The following is a 15,283-nucleotide window of genomic DNA, read 5'->3' on the forward strand; positions in this document are numbered from 1 at the left end:
TGAGCGCCAACAGTCCCGCAAATGCGGGGCGCTTGGGCGCATGTCGCGTCACGCGGCGGAATTGTTTGAACTCGGGGGATCTGCCTGAATGACCGATGTCGAAATCGGCGGCGCACGCATCAGCAACACCGCGCCGCTGACCGTGATCGCCGGACCGTGCCAGCTTGAAAGCTATGACCACGCCGCGATGATTGCGCGGACCATGTCCGAAATCTGTGCCGAGCATGGCGCGACCTATGTATTCAAGGCGAGCTTCGACAAGGCCAACCGCACCTCTCTTTCGGGTCAGCGGGGCGTGGGAATGGATGCGGGACTGCGCATCCTGTCAGACATCCGCTCCGAATTTGGCTGCCCGGTCCTGACCGACATCCACACCGCCGATCAATGCGCCCCGGCCGCCGAAGCCGTGGACATTCTGCAAATCCCCGCTTTTCTGTGCCGCCAGACCGATCTGTTGCTGGCCGCCGGCGAAACCGGCGCCGTCATCAACATCAAGAAGGGGCAGTTCCTTGCCCCGTGGGACATGGCCAATGTCGTGTCAAAGATCGAAAGCACCGGAAACAAGCGCATCCTGTTGACCGAGCGGGGGTCGTCCTTTGGCTACAACACGCTGGTCACCGATATGCGCGCGCTGCCGCAGATGGCGGCGACGGGTTATCCGGTGGTGATGGATGCCACCCATTCCGTCCAGCAGCCCGGAGGCTTGGGCGGCGCGAGCGGCGGGCAGCGGGAATTCGCCCCCGTTATGGCGCGCGCGGCAGTGGCCGTGGGCGTGGCCGCGGTGTTTATCGAAACCCACGAAGCGCCCGACACCGCCCCCTCGGACGGGCCGAATATGATCCCGTTGAACGAGATGAGGAACCTTGTGGACATCCTCATGCGTTTCGACACACTGGCCAAGGCACATCCGCTGCCGGCCCTGCAGTAACCTTCCGTTTATGCGATCAGGAGCAGACATGAAGACCCCATCGCCGACCGTCACGCCGAACACATGGGAATTCCTGCGCGATCCGATGATCACGCCGACGGGCTTCCGCGAATATGATGCGCGCTGGCAATACCCCGAGGCCGTGAACCTGCCCGGCATTACCGCGCTGGGTCTGGGTCTGGGCACGCAGATGCATCGTCGCGGGCTCGACCCCGTGATCTGCGTCGGCAACGATTACCGGGACTATTCGCTGTCCATCAAGAACGCGCTGATCCTCGGGCTTGTCCAAGCGGGCATCACGGTCAAGGATATCGGCCCTTGCATCACGCCGATGGCCTATTTCAGTTCCTTCCACCTTGGTATTCCGGCCGTGGCCTGTGTCACCGCCTCTCACAACCCGAACGGTTGGACCGGGGTCAAAATGGGCTTCCAGATGCCCCTGACCCATGGCCCCGATGAAATGGACGAGCTGAAACAGATCGTCATGGGCGGCGACTGGGAAACCCGCGAAGGCGGCTCCTGCGAACAGGTCGATGGTGTGTTCGAAGCCTATATGGACGACCTCGTCGGCGACTTCAAAATGACCCGAAAGCTGAAGGTCGTCTGCGCTACAGGCAATGGCACTGCCTCCGCCTATGCGCCTGCGTTGTTCGAGCGGATCGGCGTCGAAGTGGTCGAAAGCCACAATACGCTCGACTACACCTTCCCGCATTACAACCCGAACCCCGAAGCGATGGAAATGCTGCACGACATGGCCGATTCCGTGCGGGCCTCCGGCGCTGATTTCGCGCTGGGCTTCGACGGCGACGGCGACCGCTGCGGTGTGGTCGATGATGAGGGCGAGGAGATCTTTGCCGATAAGGTCGGCGTCATCATGGCCCGCGACCTGAGCAAGATCTATCCCGGCTCGACCTTTGTCGCGGATGTGAAATCCACGGGCCTCTTCGCGTCTGACCCCGAGCTTCAGGCCAATGGGGCAAAATCCGACTACTGGAAAACCGGCCACAGCCACATGAAGCGCCGGGTGCATGAACTGGGCGCCTTGGCCGGGTTCGAGAAATCGGGCCACTACTTCCTCGCGGAGCCGGTAGGCCGCGGCTACGATGACGGCATGCGCGTCGCGGTCGAAATCTGCAAACTGATGGACCGCAACCCGGACAAATCCATGTCCGATCTGCGCAAGGCCCTGCCGCGAACATGGTCCACGCCCACGATGTCGCCCCATTGCCCCGACACCGAAAAATACGAGGTGCTCGACCGCTTGGTGCAGAAAATCGTGGCCAAGGCCGATGCAGGCGACACCTTCGCCGGGCGTAAGGTCGATCAGGTGGTCACGGTAAACGGCGCGCGGGTGATCCTCGACAACGGCTCCTGGGGGCTGGTGCGGGCGTCGTCGAACACGCCGAATCTTGTCGTCGTCTGCGAAAGCTCGGACAGCGACGAAGAACTACGCGCGATTTTTAAGGAGATCGACGATGTGATCCGCACCGAGCCGTCGGTGGGCGAATACGATCAGAAGATCTGACCTTAGCGGATCATACAGCAGCATCAGGGCGGGGATTTCCCCGCCCTTTTTCATGCGCCCCGCCCGGCATACCCGCCCGCCCTGCCCTTGCGCCCGTGGGCTATGGCAGGTCTGTGGCTTGGAAACCGGCGCGCGGGCGCCATACTTCTGTTGCAGATGACACCGCTGGCCCCCTGCGCAGGGCCGCCCTGCTGCAAGGTCCGCTCATGTTGCTGCCCCGTCTGTTTTCGCTCCTGATCCTTGGCATCGCCCTTTGGCTGGCCCCACCCGCCGCCGCACAGGACGCGCAGCCCACCGCCGCCATCGCGCTGGAGCCGGACGCCGCGCAGGATGCTGCCATCGCCGCACGGCTGCGCCAGATCCTCGACGCGCTCGCGGATTACCCGGATGTGGCGGTCACGGTCGAGGCGGGCATCGTGACCCTGAGTGGCGAGACTCTGGACCCGGCTGCCGCGGAGCGCCTGACCGGCATCGCGAGCCGCATCGACGGGGTCGTGGCGATCCGCAGTGACCTTGTCGAAAGCGCGGAACTGGCCAAGCGGCTCAGCCCGGCGATGGAGCGTTTCCGTCGGCGCACCGAACAAATGCTCGCCTTTCTGCCCCTCGCCGCTGTCGCGCTCGGGGTCGGGCTTATTGTCGTCTTTGCCGGTTTAATGCTGGCGCGGTGGGATCGCCCGTGGACCCGGCTCGCCCCCAACGCATTCATCGCCGATATCTATCGCCAAATGGTGCGGATCGCCTTTCTGATCGCGGCGGTGGTGATCGCGCTCGACATTGTCGGGGCGACGGCGCTGCTGTCCACTATCCTTGGGGCGGCTGGGATCATCGGTCTCGCCATCGGCTTCGCCGTGCGCGACACCGTCGAAAACTTCATCGCCTCGGTCATGCTGTCGATCCGCCAGCCCTTCCGCCCCAATGATCTGGTCGAAATCGAAGGCGACACCGGCAAGGTCATCCGCCTGACCAGCCGCGCCACGATTCTGCTGTCGCTCGATGGCAACCAGATCCGCATTCCCAATGCGACCGTGTTCAAAGGCCGGGTCGTCAACTTCACCCGGAACCGGGAGCGCCGCTTTCTGTTCGGCATCACCGTCGACGCGGGCAGCGATGTGACCGCGATCCGCAAACTGGCCGAAGACACGGTGCAGGCATTGCCCTTTACCCTCGCCACGCCCGCCGCCTCCGCATGGATCGAAGAAATCAACGATGCGGGGCTGTTGTTGCAGGTCACAGGCTGGATTGACCAGACCCAGACATCCTTTGCGCTGGCCCGAGGCGAAGCGCTGCGCATGGTGAAATCCGCGGTCGAGGCCGCTGGCGTGTCGCTGCCCGAAAACACCTATCGCCTGCGGTTCGACCTGCCCCCCGGCCTGTCAGGCGTTCTGCCCCGCGCCGCCACGGTGACCGAAGACGAAGACGCCGCGCCCGTGACCTCCCCCACCAAGGAGACAGCCACGCCCGCCCAAGAGCCGCTCCCCGCTCCGCCGGTGCCACCAGCCGCCGATGACGTCTCAGCCGCGGAAGACCGGGATCTGGCCCGCATCGTGGAGGCGGAGCGCCGCGAAACCGGAGATCAGGACTTGTTGAACCGCGCAGCCCCCGTCGAGTGATCGCGCGCCCGTCCTTGACCCGGCGTCGGGGCGCATTTTTTAGCGTATGGGGTCTTGCGGTCCGCGTGACCTATCAGTAAGAAACGCCTCGCTGCTGGGGTGTAGCCAAGTGGTAAGGCAGCAGTTTTTGGTACTGTGTATCGTAGGTTCGAATCCTACCACCCCAGCCAGCTTTCAGTCAGTCGTTGAGTTAGTGCACCGCCCAGAGAGGACAGCCGAACTGAGCCGCTTTCGTTATGGCGTTTGTGTCCCCGACCGACCGTTCCGCCATGCGCATCCCCAATTTTATCTTCGCCAAGGCACGTTTGAGACACTGCGCCGTCACAGGCCCGAAGCTGCCCATGCGATCAGTCTACCTGCCACATGCCAGCATCGTGAACGTGTGGAGGGGGCATAAAGCGAGCCGGGGGCTCAGGTGGCAGCGGAGGGCGGTCTAGAGCGGCTTGAGGACGGCGGGTCCGCACTGGCCCTCAGCAGCCCACCCGCGCGCCCTGTCGCGGACTTCTCGCGAAAGGCTCAAGCGTGTGCGGCCTCGGTCAAAAAGGACCCGACGACTTCCTAGGCAGCGCTGCACCGGCTACGGTCGCACGAGCCGCGCACCACGGGCGAACATCGCGCAAACTGCAAGATCGCGCGAACATTGGGTCGACATGAATATGTTGGAGAGTAAGTGGCGCGCTGGGGAGGATTCGAACCCCCGACCCCCTGATTCGTAGTCAGGTACTCTATCCAACTGAGCTACCAGCGCGTCGTGGGGTGCATTTAGAGGGGTGGGCGCGGGGTTGCAAGCGGAAATGCGGATCAATTGGCCAGTGGCGCGTTTTCCGTGGCGGCAGCCTCGTGCGGCAGCGATCTTTCGGGGTCTTCCGACAGCTTGGCGCCTTTGGGCAGGCGGATCAGGAACTCGGTGCCGTCAGGTCCGGTGCGGGCCAGTTCGAGCCGCCCGCCATGCCCGCGGATCAGCTCAGCCGAGATCACGAGGCCCAGCCCGGTGCCGCCCTTGCGTCCGCCGCCCTGAAACGCCGTAAACAGATTGTCACGCGCCTTCGGCGGCAGGCCGGGCCCGGTATCGGTGACGCGAATCGTCCATTCGTCGTCATCCTCATCGGCCCGAATCCCGATCTCGCCGGGGCGTGCACTGGCAATCACGGCCTCGCGGGCGTTGCGGATGAGGTTCGACAGCACACGGAACAGCTGATCGCTGTCCGCCCGCAGAATCATGGTGGCGGGCACGTCTTCGGCAAAGGACAGATCATGCTCCCCCGCCGCCAGCCGTTCGCTATCGACGACATCGGCCACCAGCGCTGCCAGTGCGATGCGATTCATCGCCGGCGCAGGCTCTTCCGCCTTACCAAAAGCAAGGGTTGTCTCGCACAGCGTCACGGCCCGGCTAATGGCGCGGACGATCTTGGGGGCGGCGCGTTTGACCGCGGGATCTTCGCTCGCCTCCATGCGGTCCGCGAAAAGCTGCGCGGTCGTGAGGATGTTGCGCAGGTCGTGGCTGATCTTGGCGACAGCCCCGCCCAGTTGCGCCAGCCGCTCTTTCTGACGCAGGGCGGAGGTCAGTTCGGTCTGGAGTGATTTCAGCGCCATTTCGGCTTCCCGCAACTCCAGCACACCGGCGCGAGGCTCGATGATGCGGCGGGTGTCCTCGGGGGCGGCGGCGTAGCTTTGCATGTAGTCGACGACCCGCTTGATGGGCACGACGATAAAGCCACGCACAGCAAGAAACAGCAGCAACGCCGTGCAGATCGAGATGACCGCCGACAGCACCAGCACCCGCAGACCATATTCGATCATGGCGCTGCGCAGGCCTTCGGTCGACAGCGTGATCTCGATCAGGAGCCCGGCTTGCTTGACCGGGTCACCGATGACCCGGATCACCACCGGCTCGGGGCGCCAGAGCCGGACGAGCGCATCGCGGATCAGTTCCCACTCTGGCGGGTCGCGCAGATCATAGGTCGCCTCGATCGGCTGCGGAATCACCGAAGACAGGATCAGCTGCCGCACCTCGTCCCGCCGCAGCACGACGTTGTAGACGCCGGCATTGGACAGCAACTCACCCTCTAGGTCTTCGTCGATGACATCATCGGTGGCCAGCAAAGCCAGCGATGCGATCTGCGCCCGCTCAAGGCGGGTCAGCAGGTAGTCTTCGCGAAAATTGGCAATGGACGGGACGAGGATCAACACCTCGGCCAGCATGACGAAGACGATCGTCAGTGCCAGAAACCGACCGGAGAGCGTGTTGAAAAACATCGCAGACCCTGTGACCGCCTCAGGGCAGCCAGCGTTGCACGAACCCGACAGCCCTCTTTAATGTTGGGTTATCAAAAAGTCGGGGGGAGAAATAGGCACCCGCCGCCTGTTTCGTGGTTTCAGCCAAGGTTGGATAGGCCGCCACCATGCCCGCGATGTCGGACATTTTCAGCCCCTTCGCCATAGCGAGCGCCCATATACCGATCAGATCGCCTGCGCCGGGACCGACGATCCCCACACCGACAGGACGGCCCATCGAGGTCAGCACTTTGACCATACCGTCAGTCTGCTGGGTCGCAATGGCACGGTCGTTGCGCGATAGCGGCAGGGTCGTAACTTGGAAATTACCGCCGTATTCCTCGCGGCACTGCGCTTCGGTCAGGCCAATATAGGCCAGTTCGGGCGCGGTATAGGTGACGCGCGGGATGATATTCGGGCGCACCTTGGCGGGAACCGAAAACAGAATGCGGCGCACGACCTGCGAGGCATGGTAGCCTGCAAGATGGGTAAACTGCCCCTGCCCCGCCACATCGCCGATGGCGTAGACCCGACGATTCGTCGTGCGCAGTTCATCGGTGACATGAATGCCGGTGCGAGTGGCCAGAACGCGCGCTTTCTCCAGATCCAACGTATCGGTGACCGGCGCCCGGCCCGTCGCCACCAGAAGATGGGAGCCGCTAACCGAACCCTCGCTCAGATCGAGGGTGACGGCGCTATCGCCAGCCTCTCCGGCGCGGACACGCTCGACGGATGCGTCCTCGTGCAGTTCGACACCTTCGGCCAGCAGCCTTGCGCGGACCACCTCGACCAGATCAGGGTCTTCGCGTCCCATGATCTTGCCTGCCTCGACAACGCTGACGCGGCTGCCCAGACGGCGAAACGCCTGCGCCATCTCGATCCCGATCGGACCGCCGCCCAGCACGACCAAGTGATCGGGGCGCTCGCGCAGATCGAACAGGGTTTCGTTGGTGAGGTAGTCGACACCGTCGAGCCCTTCGATCCGGGGGGCCACGGGGCGGGAGCCGGTGGCGATGACGAATCGGCGTGCCTTGATCCGGGTGCCCTGCGCCTCGACCTCGTCTTCGGAGACGAAACGCCCGCGGGCCCGGATGACCTTGACGCCCAAGTCCTCGAACCGCTCCTGACTGTCATGCGGCGCGATGGTCGCAATGGTCCGGTGCACATGCTCCATGACCTTGGCGAAATCGACCTCTGGCTCAACGGGGGCAATCCCAAACTGCGCACCTGCGCCGCGGGAATGGGCATGGGCCGCCGCCGCGATCAGCGCCTTGGAAGGCACGCAGCCGCGATTCAAACAGTCGCCGCCCATCTCTCCGGACTCGATCAGAACCACATTGGCGCCGAGTTGCGCCGCGCCGGAGGCTACAGAAAGCCCACCCGAGCCTGCGCCAATCACGCAGATATCTGTCTTGAGCTGTTTCACCGGGCTCATACCTCCTTCTTGGATCGCAACGTGCGTAGCAAAATTGGCAATATCGCTAGTGCAGATAGTCCCACGATGGGCAAAAGCACACGCGGCTCGAAGATCAACCCCAGATCGGGCGTGTCTCCGCTTTCGAACACCGCGCCCAGACCGGCCCCTACAGACGTGTAGATCGCCGCACCGGGCAGGATGCCCAGATAGGTGGTGACGGCGAAGCGATGGAGCGGCACGCCGACAAAAGCGGGAATCAGGTTGGCGAGGAAGAATGGCACCACTGGCAACAGGCGCATGAGAAACAGCATTTCCCACTGGTTGCGATCAAGCCCGGCCTTCAGCCGCGCGACCCGCCCGGTGGAGCTGTCAAATTTCGCGGCAAGCCGATCTCCCGGCCCCCAGCGCGCGGCAAGAAACAGCAGCACCGCACCAGTGCCCGCAGCGGCGATGTTGAACAGCGCGCCGGGAAACAAGCCGAACAGAAAGCCCCCGGTCAGTGTCGCGACCGTCGCGCCCGGCAGACTAAAGGTGACAAGCAGGCAGTAGGTCAGCATGAATGCCAGCGCAGCCCATACATAGTGGGCATCGCGGAAGGCCAGCAGCGTTTCACGGTGCCGGGCGAGCGCGTCGAAGGTCAGTTCATCGCGCAACAGGATCACCCCTAAAAGGGCAACAAGGGCGATGACGATAACGGGCAGATAGCGCAACACATTGGGCGCCGGGGGGGATTCGGGCATTACGGGTCCTCATGACAAGCCGGAGCATGACACCCGGGCGGCGGCGATCATGGCGGGTTATGCTGCGCCGCGGAAGCCGCATCACAAGCCTTTGATAAACGCTGCATCGCGTCCCCGGCTTATTTGCGCTTCGCGCCAAGCATCCGTTGACTTTGCTCTGCGATGTGCCTAACAGGCGGCTTCTAGAACATCACCGGCCTTCGAGTCCCGTCACGGGGTTTGGGCCACATGACGGAGACGGAGCGATGAAACGCACCTTTCAGCCCTCGAACCTGGTCCGCAAGCGGCGTCACGGGTTCCGCGCCCGCATGGCCACCAAAGCAGGCCGTAAAATTCTGAACGCACGTCGTGCGCGTGGCCGGAAATCGCTGAGCGCATAAGCGTTCGGCGGACGGATGTGCGACGCCAGTTGACAGCCGGGCCGACAGATAAGCCTAACGCGACACCGCCGTCGCGAGCCGACTTCGGGGCCACTGCGCCCCACGGGGGCGGTTCGTCGGCGGTTTCGTCGTCTGGACATGCCTCCGATCCGGCGGCTTCGGCGGCGCCTGCCATGATTAAGGCACCGCTGCTGAAACCTGCGGCCCTGTGTCCCGACGCGGCTGGCCTGTTGCGCATCAAGGACCGTCCCGACTTTCTGCGGGCCGCCCGCGCACGCAAACAGCCCAGCCCTGCTTTTCTGCTACAAGCCCGCCGCCGTGCAGAGACCGAGCCGTGGCCTGCGGAGGCGATCCGCGTCGGCTTCACCTGCTCCAAGAAGGTCGGCAATGCCGTCGCACGCAACCGGGCCAAGCGCCGCTTGCGTGAAATCGCACGTCTATGCCTGCCGCATCTGGGCAAGCCCGGCTGGGACTATGTGCTGATCGGCAAGGCAGGCGCCACCGCGACCCGCGATTTTACGCGGTTGCAGGATGACCTGCGGGACGCCCTGACCCGCATCCACACATCTCGGCGCCGCGGCCCTCCGCCTGATCCCGCGGGCGCGCCGCAGCCATGACACTGCTGGCGCGGCTGCTCGCAGTGCCTGTGCATGGCTACCGGCTGTTTCTGTCGCCGTGGCTGGGCGCGAATTGCCGCTATCAGCCCACCTGCTCCGCCTACGCGCTGGAGGCTCTGGAAATCCACGGTGCGGCGCGCGGCGGCTGGCTGGCGCTGCGCCGCATTCTGCGCTGTCACCCATGGGGCGGTTCCGGTCACGATCCCGTCCCGCCTGCTGACACGCCGCGCCGCAGCCGCTAGACCCGTCCCAACAAGGGCCCGCGCGGCCCGCCCGCAATGTGAGGCCCGTCCATGCTTTCCGATCCGCAGACCTCCCCCAGCGCCACCCCGGTCCCCGACGAGGAGATCGAGGCCGCCGTCGATCAGGTCGCAGCCGACGCGCAGGACGACATCCACCCCCTGTTCCACGGCGCCCCGCAAAGCACCGAATTCCGCAAGCTGCGCAAACGCATCGTCCGCCAGACTCGGGAGGCGATCGAGCAATACGGCATGGTAGAACGCGGCGCGCGCTGGCTCGTCTGCCTGTCGGGCGGCAAGGACAGCTACACCCTGCTGGCGGTGCTGCACGAATTGCAATGGCGCGGCCTGCTGCCCGTCGATCTGCTGGCCTGTAATCTCGATCAGGGGCAGCCGGGCTTCCCCGCAACTGTGCTTCCCGAATTCCTGCAAAAGATGGGCGTGCCCCACCGGGTCGAATATCAGGACACCTATTCCATCGTCGTGGACAAGATCCCGCAGGGCCGGACCTTCTGCGCGTTGTGCTCGCGGTTGCGGCGCGGCAACCTCTATCGCGTGGCGCGGGAGGAGGGCTGCTCCGCCGTTGTTCTGGGCCACCACCGCGACGACATCCTTGAGACGTTTTTCATGAACCTGTTCCACGGCGGGCGGCTGGCGACGATGCCGCCCAAGCTGCTGAACGAAGAAGGCGATCTGTTCGTGTATCGCCCCCTCGCCCATGTGGCGGAGGTCGACTGCGAGAAATTCGCCCGCGCGATGAACTACCCCATCATCCCCTGCGATCTGTGCGGCAGTCAGGACGGGCTGCAACGTCAGCAGGTGAAGCAAATCCTCGATCAATGGGAAACCAACGCGCCGGGTCGGCGGCAGGTAATGTTCCGCGCGTTGATGAATGCCCGCCCCTCACATCTGCTTGACCCCAAACTGTTCGATTTCGCCGGACTGACGCGACGCGACCAGAACGATAGCGGCGAACAGATCGACGTCGCGCCGCCGCAACTGCGCTAGGCACCGCCGCAGTCGCTCTTAGTGGAGCGGGAATAAGACGTTAGCTGCCCCTGCCTCGGCACGGGTCGGCATAGACCACCCCGGATGGCGGTCGCGCATTGGAACGAGCCCCGCATTCGCGCATCCCTCCTGCGATGGGTGCGCGGTGTCACAGGCCGGGCCCATCGGGGGTTTCTGCTTGACCTTCGGGCCGCGCAAATGTTGAACCACCCCAAGTTTTTCAAAGGCAGGCGGACCCTTTCTGATGGACGATCAGAACAAGAATCTCATCCTCGCGACTGCGCTCAGCTTCCTCGTGATCCTGGGCTGGACGGTGTTCTTTGCACCGCCGCCGGCTCCCGAGGACCCGAACGCGCCGGCGCAGGTCGAGCAGACCGCCCCCGACGGTGGCGTCGCAGCCGTGCCCGGTGCCGCTGATGGCACCACTGCCGCGACCCCCGGTGCCGCCCAGACGGTCGGCGGCGCGCCGACCGGCGAGGTTGACGCGGTGGCCGATGCGCCGCGCGTCTCCATCGACACGCCCGATCTCCAAGGCTCCATCTCGCTGATTGGTGGGCGCATCGATGATCTGTCGCTGAAAAGCTACCATGAGACGCTCGACCCCGAGAGCGAGATTGTGCGCCTGCTTGCCCCCGTCGGCAGCCAGAGTCCCTATTACGCGCTGCATGGCTGGGCGCCCGGTGCCGGTCTTGAGGCCGGCGACGTGCCCGGCACCGATACGGAATGGACCGTGGCCGAAGGCAGCACGCTGACCACCGACACGCCGATCGTGCTGGAATGGGAAAGCCCAACGGGCTTGGTCTTCCGCCGCAGCATTTCGGTCGATGAAAACTACATGTTCAGCATCGATCAAAGCGTCGAAAACCCCACCGATCAGACCCTGCGCGCCGCGCCCTATGGCATCATCGCGCGTCACGGCCTGCCTGATCTGGCGAATTTCTTCATCCTGCACGAGGGCGTCGTCGGCATGGCCGATGGCAGCCTGACCGAAGAAGAATACGACAGGCTTGCCGAAAGCGACGTGAACCCCACTCTCGGCGCCCCCGGCACCGTGCTGGAGGACGTGCAGGAAGGCTGGATCGGCTTTACCGACAAATACTGGATGACGACGCTGATCCCCACCGCAGGCGAGGTGACCAAGCAGGTCACGCTCTACCAGCCGGGTCCGAACATCTACCAGACGCAGCTGATCTATCCGACCGCCGAAATCGCACCGGGTCAGACCGTTTCGAACACCTCGCTACTGTTTGCGGGGGCCAAGGAATGGGAAACCATCAAGGCCTATGAGGAAGCTGGCATTCCGGGGTTCCTCGACAGCATCGACTGGGGGATGTTCTTCTTCCTAACCAAGCCGATCTTTGCCGTGCTGCATTGGCTCAACGGTGTGCTGGGCAACATGGGCTGGTCGATCATCGCCCTGACCTTCTGCATCAAGGCGCTGTTGTTCCCGCTAGCCTACAAATCCTACGTCTCGATGGCCAAGATGAAAGAGCTTCAGCCCGAGATGGAGAAGCTCAAGGAACGCGCGGGCGACGACCGGCAGAAGCTTCAACAGGAAATGATGAAGCTTTACCGCGACAAGAAGGTGAACCCCGCTGCGGGCTGTCTGCCGATCCTGCTGCAGATCCCGATCTTCTTCTCGCTGTATAAGGTGATCTTCGTCACGATCGAATTGCGGCACGCGCCGTGGATCGGCTGGCTGCGCGATCTGTCCGCGCCCGATCCCACCTCGATCCTGAACCTGTTCGGCCTGCTGCCCTACGCACCTCCGGGGCCTGACAGCTTCCTTGCGATCCTGTCGCTGGGCGTGCTGCCGATCCTGCTGGGCATCTCGATGTTCCTCCAGCAGAAGCTGAACCCCGCCCCGGCGGACAAGACGCAGGCCATGATCTTTGCGTGGATGCCTTGGGTGTTCATGTTCATGCTGGGCCGGTTCGCCAGCGGGCTGGTGCTTTACTGGATCACGAACAACACCATTACGTTCATCCAGCAATATACCATCATGCGGAGCCAAGGGTATAAGCCGGACGTGTTCGGCAACATCACCCGGACCTTCCGTCGCAAAAAGACCGAAGCAGAGTGAGGGCGGCGCAGTGAGCGGCACTCTCCCCTTCCCGCCCGCACCGGAGCCTGAACCGCAGGCGCTGGAACGCGGGCGGCTGCTGTTCGCGGGACAGACCGAATTCGTCAAAGGCGTCGTGGGCATGGACGGCCTGCCGCCTGCCGACCGGATCGAGATCTGTTTTGCCGGGCGCTCCAATGTGGGCAAAAGCAGCCTGATCAACGCGCTGACCGGCACCCGCGGCATCGCGCGCGCCTCGAACACACCGGGGCGCACGCAGGAAATCAACTATTTCACCCAAGGGCCCGAACTCTACCTCGTCGACCTGCCCGGCTATGGCTTTGCCAAGGCGCCGGTCGCGGTCGTGGCGAAATGGCAGGGCCTGCTGAAAAGTTACCTGTCAGGGCGTCAAACCCTGCGCCGCGCCTTTGTGCTGATCGACAGCCGCCACGGGATCAAATCCGTCGATGACGAGATCCTGAGCCTGCTCGACAAATCCGCCGTGCCGTTTCAGGTGGTCATGACCAAGGCCGACAAGGTCAAGGAAAAGGACCGCGCCGTGATCCTCGATCAGGTCCGCGCCAAGCTGCAACGCCACCCGGCAGCCTATCCCGAAATGGTCGTGACCTCGTCCGAGAAAGGCGACGGCATCGCCACGCTCCGCGCCATCATCGCCGGTCTGGACTGACGGCAGCAGGCGTGGACGGGGCTGCCCGAGGCTGTGTCGGCCCCCTTACACATGCTGGCCCGCGTTCACCTCGATCTCCGTGCCGGTGACGTAGCTCGATGCATCTGAGCACAGGAAATGGATCACGTCCGCGATCTCTCCGGGCTGCCCGAGGCGGCGCAGGGGCAGACCGTCGACGATCTTCTCCGTGCCGGGGCTCAGGATGGAGGTCTGCACCTCCCCCGGCGCAATCGCGTTCACCCGCACACCCAGCGGACCGTAGTCATGCGCCATCTCCCGCGTCAACGCGGCGAGCGCGGCCTTCGACGTGGCATAGGCTGCACCTGCGAAAGGATGGACGCGGCTACCCGCGATGGAGGTCACATTGACGATCGCGCCCTTGGCCGCCGCGAGTTCCTCCTTCAGCCCCCGCGCCAACACCACGGAGGCAAAGAAATTCACATGGAACACCTGTCCCCATGTCCGCAGATCGGTGTCGATGGTATTGAGCCGTCCGCCGTCTTCGGCCTTGGGCGATATGCCCGCATTGTTGACCAGCGCATCTAGCCGTCCGTCCAGCATGTCCCGCACACGTCCGATGGCCGCAATGGTGTCGTTTGGGTCCGACAGGTCGATCTGAACATGGTTCTCCTCCCCGCCCGGCCACGGGCAGCGCGCGTCAAAGGCATGGCGCGAGCAGGTGAGCACCCGCCAGCCTTCGGCAGAGAATTTCTTGACCGTCGCGTGACCGATGCCGCGGCTTGCGCCGGTCAGCAGCATGGTTTTCTGGCGTGTCTCGTCGGTGCTCATGGCACGGGCTCCCTCGGAACATATCGGGTGAAAGGGTGTGGCTGACGCGGGACGCGCGGGCTTCGCTCCAGCAATCCGGTCTTGGCAGCGACTTGGCAAGCCCTTATGGGGTCACCGAAGAGGAACAGCCGATGAAGACGCAAAACGCCATGCAAAGCGACTGGATCGCCACCGCCCGCACCCTGTCCCAGGCCCTGCCCTACCTTCAGCGCTACACTGGCGCGACGGTGGTCATCAAGTTCGGTGGCCACGCGATGGGTGACGATTCCGAGATGGAAAGCTTCGCCCGCGACATCGTGCTGATGCAGCAGGTCGGCGTGAACCCGGTGATCGTCCATGGCGGCGGCCCGATGATCAATCAGATGCTGGACCGTCTCGGCATCGAATCGACCTTCGTCAACGGTAAGCGCGTCACCGACGAAGCGACTGTCGAAGTGGTCGAAATGGTGCTGTCTGGCCGCGTCAACAAGCGCATCGTGCAGGCGATCAACGATCAGGGGGGCCGCGCCATCGGCCTGTCCGGCAAAGACGCCAACATGATCGTCTGCGACCCGGCGAAGCCCGAACTTGGCTTTGTCGGCGACCCGGTCGAGGTGACACCGGACGTGATCCGCCAATTGCACGGCAATGGCATGATCCCCGTCGTCGCCCCTATCGGCACCGGCCGCAATGGCGAGACATATAACATCAATGGCGACACGGCTGCCGGGGCCATCGCCGCGGCACTGAAGGCCGACCGCCTGTTGCTGTTGACCGATGTCGCCGGTGTGAAGGATGCCAGCGGCGATGTCGTCACCCAGCTGACGCCGGAGCAGGTCAGCGAACTGACTGCAAGCGGCGTCATTGCAGGTGGCATGATCCCGAAAACCGAAACCGCGTTGGCCGCGATCCGGGGGGGCGTCCGCGCCGTCGTCATCCTCGACGGGCGCGCACCCAATGCCTGCCTGCTGGAGCTCTTTACCGAGCACGGCGCAGGCTCGCTCATCCGGCGGCAGGATCTGTAATC

14 protein-coding genes and 2 tRNA genes are annotated in these 15,283 nt (G+C 64.0%); 11 read left to right on the forward strand and 5 right to left on the reverse strand.

Annotated elements, in window-relative coordinates:
- The first annotated feature begins 88 nt into the window (after positions 1 to 88).
- The 4 genes from kdsA (at position 89) to CBW24_RS13405 (ending at position 4,233) form a co-directional block, all read left to right on the forward strand.
- On the forward strand, positions 89 to 928 hold the full coding sequence (gene kdsA, locus CBW24_RS13390; protein ID WP_097373877.1) for a 3-deoxy-8-phosphooctulonate synthase: 840 nt from the start codon (positions 89 to 91) through the stop codon (positions 926 to 928).
- Between the two features lie 28 nt (positions 929 to 956).
- Positions 957 to 2,453 carry a phosphomannomutase/phosphoglucomutase gene (locus CBW24_RS13395; RefSeq protein WP_088664647.1) on the forward strand — a complete coding sequence of 499 codons (1,497 nt, stop codon included), beginning with the start codon at positions 957 to 959 and terminating at the stop codon, positions 2,451 to 2,453.
- A 206-nt stretch (positions 2,454 to 2,659) separates the two neighbouring features.
- Positions 2,660 to 4,063 carry a mechanosensitive ion channel domain-containing protein gene (locus CBW24_RS13400; RefSeq protein ID WP_097373878.1) on the forward strand — a complete coding sequence of 468 codons (1,404 nt, stop codon included), beginning with the start codon at positions 2,660 to 2,662 and terminating at the stop codon, positions 4,061 to 4,063.
- Positions 4,064 to 4,158: 95 nt separating this feature from the next.
- A tRNA-Gln gene (locus CBW24_RS13405) sits at positions 4,159 to 4,233 on the forward strand.
- Positions 4,234 to 4,734: 501 nt separating this feature from the next.
- Here the strand turns inward: CBW24_RS13405 and CBW24_RS13410 are convergent.
- From CBW24_RS13410 to CBW24_RS13425, 4 genes are all read right to left on the reverse strand, one after another.
- Positions 4,735 to 4,811 (reverse strand) — tRNA-Arg (locus CBW24_RS13410).
- A 53-nt stretch (positions 4,812 to 4,864) separates the two neighbouring features.
- Positions 4,865 to 6,319 carry a sensor histidine kinase gene (locus tag CBW24_RS13415; RefSeq protein ID WP_097373879.1) on the reverse strand — a complete coding sequence of 485 codons (1,455 nt, stop codon included), beginning with the start codon at positions 6,317 to 6,319 and terminating at the stop codon, positions 4,865 to 4,867.
- 19 nt (positions 6,320 to 6,338) lie between these two features.
- Complete coding sequence (locus tag CBW24_RS13420) at positions 6,339 to 7,763, reverse strand: dihydrolipoyl dehydrogenase family protein (protein WP_097374247.1); 1,425 nt, start codon at positions 7,761 to 7,763, stop codon at positions 6,339 to 6,341.
- 5 nt (positions 7,764 to 7,768) lie between these two features.
- Positions 7,769 to 8,494, reverse strand: coding sequence for a TVP38/TMEM64 family protein (locus tag CBW24_RS13425; RefSeq protein ID WP_088664650.1), 726 nt, complete (start codon positions 8,492 to 8,494; stop codon positions 7,769 to 7,771).
- A 245-nt stretch (positions 8,495 to 8,739) separates the two neighbouring features.
- Here CBW24_RS13425 and rpmH point away from each other — a divergent pair, with 245 nt between their 5' ends.
- The 6 genes from rpmH (at position 8,740) to yihA (ending at position 13,488) form a co-directional block, all read left to right on the forward strand.
- Positions 8,740 to 8,874 carry a 50S ribosomal protein L34 gene (gene rpmH / locus CBW24_RS13430; protein WP_012177012.1) on the forward strand — a complete coding sequence of 45 codons (135 nt, stop codon included), beginning with the start codon at positions 8,740 to 8,742 and terminating at the stop codon, positions 8,872 to 8,874.
- Positions 8,875 to 9,047: 173 nt separating this feature from the next.
- Positions 9,048 to 9,491: a ribonuclease P protein component gene (rnpA, locus tag CBW24_RS13435; protein WP_097373880.1), complete on the forward strand. Its 444-nt coding sequence runs from the start codon at positions 9,048 to 9,050 to the stop codon at positions 9,489 to 9,491.
- Positions 9,488 to 9,733 (forward strand): membrane protein insertion efficiency factor YidD, encoded by a 246-nt coding sequence (gene yidD / locus CBW24_RS13440; RefSeq protein ID WP_097373881.1) that lies wholly within the window; start codon positions 9,488 to 9,490, stop codon positions 9,731 to 9,733. The genes rnpA and yidD overlap by 4 nt, the downstream gene beginning before the upstream one ends.
- Before the next feature lie 51 nt (positions 9,734 to 9,784).
- Entirely contained in the window at positions 9,785 to 10,738 is a 954-nt protein-coding gene (gene ttcA / locus CBW24_RS13445) for a tRNA 2-thiocytidine(32) synthetase TtcA (RefSeq protein WP_232529813.1), read from the forward strand.
- Between the two features lie 244 nt (positions 10,739 to 10,982).
- Positions 10,983 to 12,821, forward strand: coding sequence for a membrane protein insertase YidC (gene yidC / locus CBW24_RS13450; protein ID WP_097373882.1), 1,839 nt, complete (start codon positions 10,983 to 10,985; stop codon positions 12,819 to 12,821).
- A 10-nt stretch (positions 12,822 to 12,831) separates the two neighbouring features.
- Positions 12,832 to 13,488, forward strand: a complete 657-nt coding sequence (gene yihA / locus CBW24_RS13455; RefSeq protein WP_088664654.1) for a ribosome biogenesis GTP-binding protein YihA/YsxC — start codon at positions 12,832 to 12,834, stop codon at positions 13,486 to 13,488.
- Between the two features lie 45 nt (positions 13,489 to 13,533).
- Here the strand turns inward: yihA and CBW24_RS13460 are convergent, their stop codons facing one another.
- Positions 13,534 to 14,277 (reverse strand): SDR family NAD(P)-dependent oxidoreductase, encoded by a 744-nt coding sequence (locus CBW24_RS13460; protein ID WP_088664655.1) that lies wholly within the window; start codon positions 14,275 to 14,277, stop codon positions 13,534 to 13,536.
- Between the two features lie 131 nt (positions 14,278 to 14,408).
- Between CBW24_RS13460 and argB the strand changes: the two genes are divergently transcribed.
- Positions 14,409 to 15,281 (forward strand): acetylglutamate kinase, encoded by an 873-nt coding sequence (gene argB, locus CBW24_RS13465; protein WP_097373883.1) that lies wholly within the window; start codon positions 14,409 to 14,411, stop codon positions 15,279 to 15,281.
- Positions 15,282 to 15,283: the final 2 nt, after the last annotated feature.

The organism is Pacificitalea manganoxidans, from assembly GCF_002504165.1.
Classification (GTDB): domain Bacteria; phylum Pseudomonadota; class Alphaproteobacteria; order Rhodobacterales; family Rhodobacteraceae; genus Pacificitalea; species Pacificitalea manganoxidans.